12 protein-coding genes are annotated in these 12,695 nt (G+C 72.6%); 2 read left to right on the forward strand and 10 right to left on the reverse strand.

The features are described 5' to 3' along the window. Nucleotides 1–149: 149 nt before the first annotated feature. Nucleotides 150–2,369, forward strand: a complete 2,220-nt coding sequence (locus Vau01_RS64690; RefSeq protein ID WP_203997455.1) for an ATP-binding protein — start codon at nt 150–152, stop codon at nt 2,367–2,369. Here the strand turns inward: Vau01_RS64690 and Vau01_RS26355 are convergent. The 10 genes from Vau01_RS26355 to Vau01_RS26400 are packed head-to-tail and all read right to left on the reverse strand — an operon-like array spanning nt 2,299 to nt 12,202. After that, a complete protein-coding gene (locus tag Vau01_RS26355; RefSeq protein ID WP_203997457.1) occupies nt 2,299–3,552 on the reverse strand; it encodes an MFS transporter in 1,254 nt (417 codons plus the stop codon). The genes Vau01_RS64690 and Vau01_RS26355 overlap by 71 nt on opposite strands. Beyond that, nucleotides 3,549–4,805: an ATP-grasp domain-containing protein gene (locus Vau01_RS26360; RefSeq protein ID WP_203997459.1), complete on the reverse strand. Its 1,257-nt coding sequence runs from the start codon at nt 4,803–4,805 to the stop codon at nt 3,549–3,551. The genes Vau01_RS26355 and Vau01_RS26360 overlap by 4 nt, the downstream gene beginning before the upstream one ends. Then, nucleotides 4,790–5,848, reverse strand: a complete 1,059-nt coding sequence (locus tag Vau01_RS26365) for a zinc-binding dehydrogenase (RefSeq protein WP_203997462.1) — start codon at nt 5,846–5,848, stop codon at nt 4,790–4,792. The genes Vau01_RS26360 and Vau01_RS26365 overlap by 16 nt, the downstream gene beginning before the upstream one ends. After that, nucleotides 5,845–7,308 carry a 4-hydroxyphenylacetate 3-hydroxylase family protein gene (locus tag Vau01_RS26370; RefSeq protein WP_203997465.1) on the reverse strand — a complete coding sequence of 488 codons (1,464 nt, stop codon included), beginning with the start codon at nt 7,306–7,308 and terminating at the stop codon, nt 5,845–5,847. The genes Vau01_RS26365 and Vau01_RS26370 overlap by 4 nt, the downstream gene beginning before the upstream one ends. Continuing rightward, on the reverse strand, nt 7,305–8,351 hold the full coding sequence (locus tag Vau01_RS26375) for a pyridoxal-phosphate-dependent aminotransferase family protein (RefSeq protein WP_203997468.1): 1,047 nt from the start codon (nt 8,349–8,351) through the stop codon (nt 7,305–7,307). The genes Vau01_RS26370 and Vau01_RS26375 overlap by 4 nt, the downstream gene beginning before the upstream one ends. Further along, nucleotides 8,339–9,826: a pyridoxal phosphate-dependent decarboxylase family protein gene (locus Vau01_RS26380; protein ID WP_203997471.1), complete on the reverse strand. Its 1,488-nt coding sequence runs from the start codon at nt 9,824–9,826 to the stop codon at nt 8,339–8,341. The genes Vau01_RS26375 and Vau01_RS26380 overlap by 13 nt, the downstream gene beginning before the upstream one ends. Then, on the reverse strand, nt 9,819–10,610 hold the full coding sequence (locus Vau01_RS26385; protein ID WP_203997474.1) for an SDR family NAD(P)-dependent oxidoreductase: 792 nt from the start codon (nt 10,608–10,610) through the stop codon (nt 9,819–9,821). Before Vau01_RS26385 ends, Vau01_RS26380 begins: the two co-directional genes overlap by 8 nt. Then, complete coding sequence (locus tag Vau01_RS26390; protein WP_203997477.1) at nt 10,600–10,926, reverse strand: hypothetical protein; 327 nt, start codon at nt 10,924–10,926, stop codon at nt 10,600–10,602. The genes Vau01_RS26385 and Vau01_RS26390 overlap by 11 nt, the downstream gene beginning before the upstream one ends. Continuing rightward, nucleotides 10,923–11,432, reverse strand: coding sequence for a 3-methyl-L-tyrosine peroxygenase-related protein (locus Vau01_RS26395; protein WP_203997479.1), 510 nt, complete (start codon nt 11,430–11,432; stop codon nt 10,923–10,925). Before Vau01_RS26395 ends, Vau01_RS26390 begins: the two co-directional genes overlap by 4 nt. Next, on the reverse strand, nt 11,429–12,202 hold the full coding sequence (locus tag Vau01_RS26400) for a flavin reductase family protein (RefSeq protein ID WP_203997482.1): 774 nt from the start codon (nt 12,200–12,202) through the stop codon (nt 11,429–11,431). The genes Vau01_RS26395 and Vau01_RS26400 overlap by 4 nt, the downstream gene beginning before the upstream one ends. A 131-nt stretch (nt 12,203–12,333) precedes the next feature. On the opposite strand from Vau01_RS26400, the gene Vau01_RS26405 reads away from it, so the two are divergent. Further along, the gene (locus Vau01_RS26405; protein WP_203997485.1) at nt 12,334–12,672 is read left to right on the forward strand and encodes a nuclear transport factor 2 family protein; all 339 of its coding nucleotides are present in this window, start codon (nt 12,334–12,336) and stop codon (nt 12,670–12,672) included. The last annotated feature ends 23 nt before the right edge of the window (nt 12,673–12,695 follow it).

The raw sequence follows: 12,695 nt of genomic DNA on the forward strand, positions 1-12,695 counted from the left end.
CTAGCGCTAGAATAGCGACGAGGTGAAGATGGGAGTGCTGATCGTCGCGAAGGTCGGGTTCACGCCGGAATCCGCCCCCGTCCGCAGGCGTCTGCGGAACGAACCGATGGTGTGTTCATCCTCGATGCAGATTTCGGGTGGAGACCGTCGTGGCGCGTCTGACCGCGCGGGAGCGGGAGATCGCCGAGCTGGCCGCCGGCGGCCTCACCAGCGCCGAGATCGGGCGCCGGTTGTTTCTCAGCACCCGCACCGTCGACAGTCATCTGGGACGTGTCTACGCCAAGTTGGCGGTGGCCAACAGGACCGGGCTGGCGGCCGTGATGATCGCCGGTCGGAGCGTCGAGGGGACGGCGGGCGGCGGCAGCAGCGTGCCGGCGCAGCTTCCCGCCGGGGTACCGACCTTCGTCGGCCGGACGGAGCACCTGCGGCGCCTCGACGACCTGCTCGCCGCGGCGGGCAACGACGGGCCCGTCGTGTGTGCCGTCACCGGCACCGCCGGCGTGGGAAAGACGACGCTGGCCGTGCACTGGGCGCACCGCGTCGCCGATCGGTTTCCCGACGGGTTGTTGCATGTCGACCTGCGTGGTTTCCACCCGTCCGTCGCCCCGCTGCCGGCCGCCGACGTGATCCGTGACTTCCTCATCGCGCTCGATGTTCCGCCCGATCGGATCCCGGCCGGCCCGCAGGCGCTCGCCGCGCTGTACCGCACGACGCTGGCCGGGCGTCGGGTGCTGATCGTGCTGGACAACGCGCACGACGCCGACCAGGTGCGGCCGCTGCTGCCCGGCTCGCCCGGTGCGTTCGTGGTGGTGACCAGCCGCGACCGGCTCACCAGCCTGCTCGCCGCGGGCGCCCGGCACGTGAGCGTCGACCTGCTGCCCGACGACGAGGCCGTCGCGCTGCTGGCCACCCGCGTCGACCGCCGTCGGGTGTCGAAGGAGCCCGCGGCGGCGCGCCGGATCATCGACCGGTGCGCCCGGCTGCCGCTGGCAATCAGCGTCGCCGCGGCCCGCGTGGTCACGCATCCCACGTTCAGCCTGGCCGGGCTCGCCGACGACCTGGAACACGTCCACCACGGGCTCGACGTGCTCGTCAGCGGCGACGCGACCACCGACGTGCGGGCCGTCTTCGCCAGCTCGTACCACCACCTCAGCGGGTCGGAGGCGCGGATGTTCCGCCTGCTCGGCCTGCATCACGGACCCGACATCTCGCCACCGGTCGCGGCGGCCATGTCGGGCCTGCGGCCGGCACAGGCCCGGTCGACGCTGTCCGCGCTGGCGCGGACGCACCTGATCACCGAGCACACGCCCGGCCGCTTCACCACGCACGAACTGCTCCACCGGTACGCCGGCGAACTCGTCCGCGACAACGACTCCGGGGCCGAACGCAGCGGCGCCGTGGACCGGATGATCGACCACTACGTGGCCATGGCGTGGCGGGCGGGGGAACTGGTCGCACCGCACCGCCGGATGTGTCACCGCCTCGGGCCCGCACTGGATTCTACGGTGGTTGGCCTGGGTTCGGCCGAGGAGGCGCAGCGGTGGTACGACGCGGAGCGACCCGCGATCCTCGCCGCGGTGCGGCACGGCACGATGGACGGCCGCCTGGTGGAACTGGCGTGTGCCCTGGCCGAGCTGTTCGACCGGCGCGGCCACTGGCACGACTGGGCCGCGATCGCCGGCCGGGCGCTGACGGTCGCGGTGCGGCGCGACGACCGGGGCGCGCAGGCCTGCCTGCACCGCAGCCGGGCCCGGGCCGCGGTGTGGCTCGCCGACCCGGACACCGCCCGCAGCCATCTGCGCCAGGCCATCGACCGCTACGACGAGGTGGGCGACCTGTTCGGCCTGGCCCACGCGCACCGCACGCTGGCCTGGTTCCTCGGGCGGCAGGGCGAGCGCCGGGCCGCCGTGCGCCATGCCCGCCGGGCGGTGCGGCTGCACCTGGCCGCCGGTGACCCGGCCGGGCAGGGCTTGAGCCTGAACTCGCTGGGCTGGCAGCACGCGCACCTCGGCGAGTACGACCTGGCGGCGCGCTACTGCACCGCGGCCATCCGGCTCCTCGACGAGGCCGGCGACCGCAGCGGGCTGGGGCACGCGCACGACAGCCTCGGCTACGTCGAGCACCGGCGGAACGACCACGCGAGCGCGATGCGCCTCTACCGGTCCGCGATCGTCCTGTTCCTGGAGACGGGTGACCGGTACAACGAGGCCGACACGCTGATCCGCCTCGGCGACACCCACCACGACCTCGGCGAAACGGGAGCGGCCGTCGACGCGTGGCGGCGCGCCGACGAGATCCTCACCGGCCTGCGTCACCCGGATGTGCAGCGGGCACGCGAACGGCTGGACGGGACGGTCGCGGTGCACTGACGGCGCGGCGGCGGATCGCGGCACCGATCCGCCACTGCAGGAACGCGGCGACCGCGCAGGCGACCGCGCAGGTCGACCACAGCACGTCCGCGCCGATGCCGAGCAGCCAGGTGCCGAGCGCCGGACCGACCACGGCGGCGGCGCCACCCCACGCGGTGCCCCACACGCCGCTGTAGCGTCCCCGCAGGTGCTCCGGGCTGAGCGTCATCACGATGGCCTGTCCGACGCTGACGATCGCGATCTCGCCGAGGGTCCAGATGAGCACGGTGACGATGTACGTGGCGAGGTTGGTCGCGACCGCGCAGAGGCCGAACCCGGTGCCGACGAGCAGGACCCCGACCGCGAACACGGTGTTGTGGTCGCGCCGGGCGGCCCACGGCCCGACCAGCGGTTGCAGCACGACGATGACGACGCCGTTCATCGCCACCGCGACGCCGTACCCGGCCGCGCCGAGCCCGCCGTCGACCATCGCGATCGGCAACGTCGAGTACGCCTGCGCGTAGACGATGCCGTAGACGAGGGTGATCAGGCAGTAGGTCACCATCAGCCGGTCGCGCAGCAGCGTCCCGAATCCGCCGGCGGGCCGCGCCGTCCGGTCCGGTGCGGCCGGCCGGTCGACCCGGCCGAGCAGCAGGATGCCGGCGAACAGCGCGGCGCACAGGCTGTTGGTCCAGAACAGCCAGTGGGCGCTCACGCTCTCGAAGACGCCGCCGAGCACCATCGCGCCGGAGAACCCGAGATTGACCGCCCAGAACAGCAGTCCGTACGCGCGGGCCCGGTCGGGCGGCGCCACGACGTCGGCGACGAGCGCGGTGGCCGCCGGCCGGTAGGCGTCGATCGCGAGGCCGAGGAGGAACACGGCGACCGTCAACGCCGGCGGGCCGGTGGTGGCGCCCACGAGGAGCATGACCGCGGCGCTGGCCAGCAGGCTGGTCACCATCGTGGCCAGCCGGCCGACGCGGTCGGTCAGCCAGCCACCGACCACCTGGGAAGCGGCCTGCCCGGCACCGAACACCGCGATCTGGAGACCGGTCGCGGCGAGGCTGAGCCCCAGCCCGGTGTGCAGGTAGACGGCGAGGAACGGCTGCACCACGGTGCCGAGGCGGTTGACGACGGTGCCGGTCCACAACAACCAGAACGACCGCGGCAGGCCGCCGAACCGGGCGGACAGGAACGGCGTCACGCGTACACGGCCGTCCGGATCATCGTGTGCGCGGCCACCGTCTCCATCCGCGCCGCGCACTCGGCCACCGAGTCGGCGGTGACGACCGCGAACCCGGCCCGCGCGAAGTAGCGCCGGCCCGGGGTGGGGCTCATGTGGTCGCCGGGCTTGACCAGCCACACCACCCGCTCCAGCCATGGCGCGCCGGCCACCGCGGCGTCGATCTCGCAGGCGTCGACGGTGCCGGCGTCCTCGGCGTAGAGGAACCGCACCCCGGCGACCCGGTTCCGCGCCGCGCCGGGCGTCACCGGTCGGCCCGCATCGAGCGTCACCGGCCGGCCGGCGGCGATGTCGCCGGTGGCCACGCCGACGTCGACGCCGGTGGCGAGCAGCCCCAGTTCGGAGATGTAGTCGCCGCCGGAGCGGCCGTTCACCTCGACGATGCGCGGCCCGCCCGGGGTCAACCGGAGCTCGGTGTGGGTGACGGCGTTGTCGACGCCGAGGGCGTGATGCGCCGCCGCGACGATGTCGTGGACGAGGGCGGGGTCGTCGACGATGAGCTCCGGCGCCGCCACGATGTGGCCGAGCTCCTCGAAGTGCGGCGCGTACCCGAGGACCTTCAGGGCGTAGACGGCGGTCTCGACCCGCCCGCCGGCCACGGCGCTGTCGACGCTGACCTCGTCGCCGGTGAGGCACTCCTCGACGAGGACGCCCGGGCGGAACTCCCACGGGCCGTTGGACTCGCTGGTGCCGGCCCGGTCGAACGCGGCGGCCAGGTGGTCGGGGCCGGTCACCAGCGACACCCCGAAGCTGGCCGACAGCGACCGCGGCTTGACCACGACCGGGTAGCCGATCGCCCGCGCCGCGTCGGACGCCTCGCGGACGTCGTCGACGAGGACGGAGAGCGCCGAGGGGACGCCGGCGGCGCGCAACGCGGTGCGCGTCTCCCACTTGTCGCGGCACCGCATCGCCGCGGCCGGCGCGCAGTGCGGGACCCCGAGCGTCTCGCCCACGACCGCCGCCATCTCGACGCACCACTCGTAGTAGGTGAACACACCGGCGACGGGGTAGCGGTCGGCGAACGCCACGGCGGCGGCGATGTAGCCGGCCGTGTCGGACTGGTCGACGACGACGTGGTCGCGGACGTACGGCAGTTCCCACGTCGGCGGGTCGGGGGAGACCAGCACCAGCGGGTAGCGCGCGGCGATGCGGGCGAGCATCGGCTCGCGGTACTCGCTCCGGCCCGCGCACAGCACGATCAGGACGGGGTCCATGGTTCTCCCTCGAAGTTCGGAGGTTCGGCGTTCGGCAGCAGGATCACCTTCACCGCCTGGTGTTCCGTCGCGCGCCGGGCCGTCTCGTACGCCTCGGCCGCCGCGTGCATCGGGTACGTGTGGGTGACCAGCCGACCCGGTCGCAACCGGCCCGCCCGCACGAGCCGCAGCAGGTCGGGTACCGATCCGGTGGTGAGCAGGCCGGTGGTGACGGTGAGGTCGCGGGCCCACACCCGGTCCAGCGGCAGCGACACCGGCGCGCGGTGCACGCCGATGTTGGCCACGACGCCGCCGACGGCGGCCATGCGGACGCAGGCGTCGAACGTCTCCGGCGTGCCGACCGCCTCGACGGCCAGGTCGACGCCGGTGCCGCCGGTGAGCTCCATGACCCGGGCCGCGACATCGCCCGCGGCGTCCACGGCGTCGGCCGCACCGAGGCACAGCGCGAGCTCGCGGCGGAACGCGGACCGGCCGACGGCGACGATCCGCCCGGCGCCGCAGGCCGCCGCCGTCATGACGACGCCGAGGCCGACCGGGCCGAGCCCGACCACCGCGACCGTGCCGCCGGGCCGCAGGTGGTCCCGGACGGCGAGTTCGTAGCCGGTCGGGAACACGTCGGCGAGCAGGACGGCGTCGGTGTCGCTGACGTCGTCCGGCAACCGGTGCAGGCTGGTGTCGGCGTCGGGTATCCGGGCGAATCCGGCGTGCACGCCGTCGACGCTGTTGCCCAGCACCCAGCCCGGCCGGCCGGAACCGCGGTCCGAACGGCCGGAACCGCGCCCGGTCATCGCGGGGACCAGCACCCGGTCGCCCTCGCCCAGCGTGGTCACCGCGGCGCCGCGAGCCACGACGGTGCCCACCGCCTCGTGGCCGAGCACCCGACCCGCCGCCACGCCGGTGCCGCCGGCCAGGATGCGGAGATCGGACGCGCACACGCCGGCCGCGTCGACGCGCACCACCACGTCGGCGGGCGCGTCGACGACCGGATCGGGCACCGCATCCCAGGACACGGTGCCCGGCCCGCGGTAGACCAGCGCGTTCACTCCTCGATGCCGTAGCCGTCGAGGCAGGCGTTCGCGAGCCGCTCGCACGCGTCGGTGTCGCTCCGCCGCACGATCGTCTGCAGGTAGTTGTGCGGTGCGCCGTGGTAGAAGCGCTCGTACTGCTCGTGCCGGCCGCCGAACTCGGTGCCGAGCGCGTCCCAGGCCAGCTTGTACAGCTTGATGCGCTGTTCGGCGGTGCTCGCGGGCGTCCGCATGAACTTCCGGATGACCGGTGCGAGTTCCGGGTTGAGCAGGTCGCGCACGGTCGCCGGCAGCATGATCGGGCCGCCGCCGGAGAGCAGCTTCAACTCGGTGACCGCGTTCTGGTACAGCTCGGGCGCGACCGCGAGGTGCGACACGCCGATCTCCCGGTTGGGTTCCACGGCGCCGACCGGGCCGTCGACCGGCTGGCACGCGGTCTCCATCGCGATCACCAGCGACTTCGCCGTGTTGAGCCAGCTGAGCATCCGGCCGATCTGCATCTTCACCGGCGGCAGGTCGAACGTGCGGTTGGCCTTGGTGATCAGCAACGCGAGCCCGGTGAGGAACTCCAGCTTGGTCCACAGCCGGGTGGCGCCGTGGTGGATGAAGTTCACGAACGCCGACGAGCCCCACCACTGCCCGGCCGCGACGTCGACGTCGCGGTAGACCAGCACCCGCTCCCACGGCACGAACACGTTGTCGTAGACGATCAGCGCGTCGTTCTCGTCGAAGCGGGACGCGAGCGGGTTGTCGAAGACGCTGCGGGCGCCGGCCTCGTACGACACCCGGGAAATGATCTTCACGCCGGGCGCGTTGACCGGCGTCGAGAACAGCAGCGCGTAGTCGGCCTCCTGCGGCGCCAGCGGGGAGGTGCCGCCGACCAGGATCTCGTCGGAGAACGCCGCCGCCGTCCCGATCATCTTGGCGCCGCTCACCACGATCCCGCCGTCGCGTTCCGCGACGACCCGCACGTAGATGTCGTCGGCGCCCTGCTCCGACGGCGCCTTGGTGCGGTCCGAGCGCGGGTCGACCAGCGTGTGCGCCTGGTAGAGATCCTGCTCGGACACCCGCCGGTGGTGCGCCAGCACGTTGGCGCTGCCGTCGAAGGTGGCGCCCACGAACGCGTGCGGCGCGGTGACGAAACCGGTCACCGCGTTGGCGATGTAGTCGGGTGACCGGCCCAGGAACCCGAACGACGCCTCCGACCACACCTTGAACGCCTGCCGCTTCGCGACCAGATCGCCGTGGCTGCGCGGGACCTGGAACGCGCGCAGGATCCGGGTACCGGTCTCCGGCGACTCCACGGTCAGCACGTCGCGGGTGGCCGGGTCGTGCGTCAGGTCGTAGAGGTGGGCGAACGACCGGATGCTGGCGGCGAACGCGGGGTGCGTCGTGACGTCCTTCACCCGCTCTCCGTCGTACCAGACCTCGCGGCCGTCCCTGAGCGACGCGATGTATTCCTCGCCGGTCCTGGTCATGTCCGGTCCTCCAATGCTCGAACGATGCGGTCGACTGATGCCGTGGTTGCCGTCTCGCCGAGCAGGCCGATCCGCACGGCACCCGCGAGCGGCGGCAGGCCGCGGCCGATCATCAGCCCGTGCCGGATCGCCCGGCGCGCGTACAGGTCCGGGTCGTCGCACGGCACGACCGTGACGAGGTTCGCGGCGTGGCCGTCCGGCGCGAAGACGTCGAAGCCCGCCGCGCGCAGGCGGGACCGCAGGTACCCGGCCAGCGCGTGCCGGTCCGCGATCCACGAATCCACGCCGACGGACGCGATGCGGGCCACCGAGGCGGCGAGCGCCCGCACCACGGCGGTCGGCATGGTGACCGGGTGCGGCTCCCACTCGTCCTTGTCCCGGGCCTCCTGCCAGCGGGTCAGGTCGAAGAACCACGACCGGGGCCGGTGTCGCCGGATCTGCTCGGAACCGCGTCGGTCGAACGCGACGATCGCCAGCCCGGGCGGGGCGGCCAGCCCCTTCTGCGGCGCGGTCACCACCGCGTCGATGCCGCTCTCCCGCAGCCGCAGTCGCTCCCCGCCGGCGGACGCGACGGCGTCGACCACGAACGTCACGCCGGCGGCCCGGGCCCGGCGGGCCAGTTCCTCGACGGGATGCCGGATCCCGGTGGTGGAGTCGACGTGGACGGCCAGCAGCCCGTCGGCGCCGGCCAGGTCGAGCCCGTCGGGGTCGACCGGCGCGCCGAGCGGGGTCGCCACCAGCTTCACCCGCAACCCGAGCGCCTCGGCGACCTCGGCGACCCGGGTGGCGAAGTAGCCGGTGTCGGGGACGACGACCCGGTCGCCGGCCGCGAACAGGTTGGCGATCGCGATCTCGATGCCGGCCGTGCCGGAGCCGGGCAGGATGTAGGCCGTCTCGGCGTCGAGCAGGTGCGCGACGTCGTCGAGCAGGCCGCGGAAGAACGGCGCCCACCGGTCGCCGTAGTGCGGCACGGTCTGCTCGGCGAGCACGGCCAGATCGTCCGGATGGAGCTCGGCCGGCCCCGGGATCATCAGCCGTTCCACGACGCCCCGCTTTCGGCCTCGGCGGCGCGGCGCAGCAGATGCCACACGAGCAGGACGTCGTCGCGGCGGGTCTGGATGTTGCCGATCGACACCCGCAGCACCACGCCGTCGTCGAGCGTGGTCTTCGACAGGTAGGTCGCTCCGGACGCGTTGACGCGGTCGAGGATCCGCACGTTGAGCCCGTCGACGTCGCGGTGTCCCAGCGGCACGTGACGCAGGCAGACCAGCGGCAGCGGGGAGTCGCCGACGCGCTGCCAACCGGGTTCGGCGTCGACCCGCCGGCGCAGCAGGTCGGCCAGCTCGTCGAGGTGGGCGAGGCGGGCGCGCAGGCCGTCGAGGCCGAACGACCGGATGACCCACCACAGTTTCAGCGCCCGGAACGACCGGCCGAGCTGAAGCGACCGGTCCATGTAGTCGACGGTGCCGTTACCGTCCTGTGTGGACAGATAATCGGGGACGAGCCGGAACGCGCCGCCCAGCGCCCCGCGCCGCCGCGACAGCAGCAGGCCGCACTCCATCGGCACGAAGAGCGTCTTGTGCGGGTTGACCACGAGCGAGTCGGCGACGTCGAGCGCCGGCGACACCTCGTCGATGTCCGGCACGAGCCGCCACAGCCCGCCGTACGCGGCGTCGACGTGCAGCCACACGTCCGCGTCCCGGCACACCTCGGCGATCGCGCCGAGCGGGTCCTGCGAGCCGGTGGCGGTGGTGCCGTCCGTGGCGACCACCGCCACCGGGGTCAGTCCGGCCCGCCGGTCGGCCGCGATCAGGTCCGCGAGCGCAGACGGGAGCATCGCGAAGTTCTTGTCGCAGGGGACGCGGACCAGGTTGTCCAGGCCGATGCCGAGCGCGATCACCGCCTTGTCGACCGAGCTGTGCGCGTGCGACGTGGCGTAGACCCGCAGCGCCGTCACGTCGGGCCGGCCGGCGACACCCTTCGTGCGGGCGTCGAGGCCGGGCACGGCGTCCCGGGCCGCGTTCAGCGCGTAGAACGTGCCCAGCGACGCCCCGTTGACGATCACCCCGTCGGAGTCGTCGGGGTAGCCGATCATCCGGCACACCCAGCGGATCACGATCTCCTCGACGGCCGAGGCCGCCGGGCTCGACGTCCACAACATGGAGTTGACGTTCAGCGCCGAGACGACCGCGTCGGCGACGACGCCCGGACCGGAGCTCGAGTTCGAGAAGTACGCGTGGAACGACGGGTGGTGCCAGTGCGTCAGGTGCGGGACCACGGTGGCCCACGTGTCGTCGAGAATCTCCGCGAACGGCCGGCCCTGCCGGGGCAGCACCGGGTCCAGCGCGCCGCGCACCTGTGCCGGCGTCGCGGCCGGCGCCACCGGCACCGTGCGGATCTCGCGGCGCAGCGCGGCGATCCGGGCGAACGCCAGCCGGCCGTTCGCCTCGTACTGCTCGGGCGTCCAGTCGCCGAGGTCCCCGGTCATCGAGTCCCCGGTCATCGGGTCTTCAGTCATTGAAGAGCCTCTCGACGCCGGCGTCGTGGTCCGGCTTGCGGTTGTCCCAGTCCCAGCCGCCCGACACGCTCAATGTCGCGCCGGACACGTACCGGGCCTGATCGGAGATCAGGAACGCGACCGCGTCGGCGACCTCCTCGGGCCGGCCGAGCCGGCCCGACGGAACCCGGTCGACCATCCACGCGGCCTGTTCCGGTGGCAGGTACCCGTTGTCGATCAGGCCGGGCGCCACGCAGTTGGTCCGGATGCCGTACGCGGCCTCCTCGGCGGCGAGGGTGCGGGCGAGCACGGCGACGCCGGTCTTGGCGATCGCGTAGGCCGCGACGTTGGCGGCGCCGCGGATGCGCAGCGTGGCCGCCATGCCGATGAAGACGATCCGACCGTGCCGGCGGCGGCGCATCTCCGGCAGCGCCTCGCGGGTCACGTAGAACGCGGAGTTCAGGTTGCTGTCGATGATCCGGTTCCACCGCTCGACGCCGGTGTCGTGGACCGTGCTGAGGCCGAACTCCCCGACGTTGTTGACCACGACGGCCGGTCGCTCGCCGAGGTCGCGGTCGATCCGCGCGTACAGATCGGCGACGGCGTCGGGCGAGCACACGTCGGCCCGCATGGGGTGGGCCACGAAACCCTTGGCGTCCAACGACTTCGCGACCTCCTCGGCCGCCGCCGCGTCGGACATGTAGTTGACGACCACCGCGTAGCCGAGGGACGCCAGGCGTTCGCTGATCGCCCGTCCGATGCCCCGACCGCCGCCGGTGACGAGGGCGACGCCCCTACTCGTCATGGTCGTGGTCCACGTCGACGTCGAGCACGTCGTAGTAGGAGATCTCCCGGTCGCGCGCGCAGTACCGCGCGACGAAGTCCTTGAGCAACGGCTCCTCGCGGGCACGCAACTTCTCGTGGTCCTCGACGCTGCGCCACGGGTAGATCATGAGGAACTTGTTGCCGATGACCCGGCTGTGGAAGAACGTCGCGTGCCCGGACCAGGCCGGGTCGTCGTGCGCGCCCGGCCCGACGATGTCGTCCATCTCCTGCATGACCTCGGTTCCGCGCGACACGAACTCCGCGCGCAGGAACCACTGTTCGATAACGGTGATCATCGGGTCTTCCCCTCCAGATAGTCCTTGAGCAGCGATCCGCCGTCGGGCACGAACTTGGCGCAGACGAGGATGTGGTGCCTGCGGTTGCGCGCCTGCGCCTCCCACAGGGCCGTGGCGGCGGCCCGCAGACCGGCCGGGACGTCGAGGTTGCGGAGCAGCGCCTTCAGCGTCCGCTGCGCCTCGGACATCAGGTCGAGCATCGTCGCGTGGTCGCGGTTCTGTTGCCCGGAGAAGCCGGGGCTCAGGAACGGTGGCGCCATCGACGGCCGGATCAGCGTGTCGTATTCATCCGGGTCGAAGTCGGCGGCGAACTTCATGCTCGCGGTCGCCGCGTCGTACAGGACGGTGAGCCGCTGCAGCGACGGCAGGAGCGCGTCCCAGCGGCGCTGTTCGGTCAGCCGCAGGGCGATCGGCAGCTCGGTGTTCATCGCGATCAGGTAGAGGTGGAACGCGTGGTGGCCGAGCTTCCACCGGCGCACCGCCGTTCGTTGGGTCGCGCCGATCATGCCGCGGACTCCTCCGGTTGCGCGACCGCCAGCCACTGCGACAGCGTGATGTCCAGCGCCGCGACGAGCCCGGTGACCATCGAGAGCCGGTCGTCGTCGGACAGGCTCGTGCCCTGCAGTTCGTCGATGACCGCCCGGTTGACGTCGAGGCAGGACCGCGTCCACTCGGCCAGGCCGACGTCGGAACGGACCAGGCGGAAGTACCGGTCGTACTCCGCCGGCGTCGCCAGACCGGTCACCGCGTCGGGAACGCGGTGGTCGGCCGGAACGGCGACCGGTGCGATCAGGCCGTGGTCGGGATCCTCGACGGTCCCGTATCCGCCGCGGTAGAACGTCAACGGTCGGTGGCCGGGGTGCTGGACGCGGTGGTCGCGGACCCGGCCGATGACGACGACGTGATCGCCGGCGTCGAACCGCCGGTACAGGTCGCAGTCGAGGTAGGCCGTGGCGTCGGTGAGGATGGGCGCACCCGTGACGCCGTCGTGGAACCGGACGCCCTCCGTGCGCCGTTCGACGGGTCCGGCGAACCGGCGCGACAGCGGTTCCTGGTGCGCCGCGAGAATGTTGACGGCAAAGGGTCCCGCGTCGGTGAGGACCGGCCGGATCCGCGACGCGCGGTGGATGCAGAACAGCACGAGCGCGGGGTCGAGCGACACCGACGCGAACGAATTGGCGGTGACGCCGATCGGACCGTCCGGGCCCGCCGCCGTCACCACGGTGACCCCGGTGGTGAACAGGCCGAGCACGGCCCGAAGCGTTGCCTCGTTCATTCATCGCAGTGTTGTCCGCCGGCCGGGCACCGAAATCCGTAGAACTACGTAACGCGCTACCGAACCGTCCCGTCCGCCATGGCCAACGAACCCGGTGCGCAGCAAGCTGAAGGGGACCTCAGGAGGTATGGATGTCCCCCGAAGAAATCGTCGACGGCCAACTCGCCGCGTACAACGCCGGAGATCTCGACGCGTTCCTCGACCACTTCGTCGAGAACGTGCCGGTGCTGTCGTTCCCGTCGGGCGAGGAGCTGGCGGACCGGTCCGGCGCGGCCTTCCGGGAGCGCTTCCGGGCAGTGTTCGCCGACAGTCCCGGCGTGACGGCGACGCTCGTGACGCGGGTGGTCAAGGGGAACGTCGTGGTCGACCAGGAGAACATCACCAGCCCGGCCAGCGGCGAGGTCCGCACGGTGGTCGCCATGTACGAGGTGGGGCCGGCCAGGATCGAGCGGATGTGGTTCGTCGCCTGACGCGCGTCCCCTGTATATGTAAA

The sequence above is a fragment of the Virgisporangium aurantiacum genome (genome assembly GCF_016863635.1).
GTDB lineage: Bacteria > Actinomycetota > Actinomycetes > Mycobacteriales > Micromonosporaceae > Virgisporangium > Virgisporangium aurantiacum.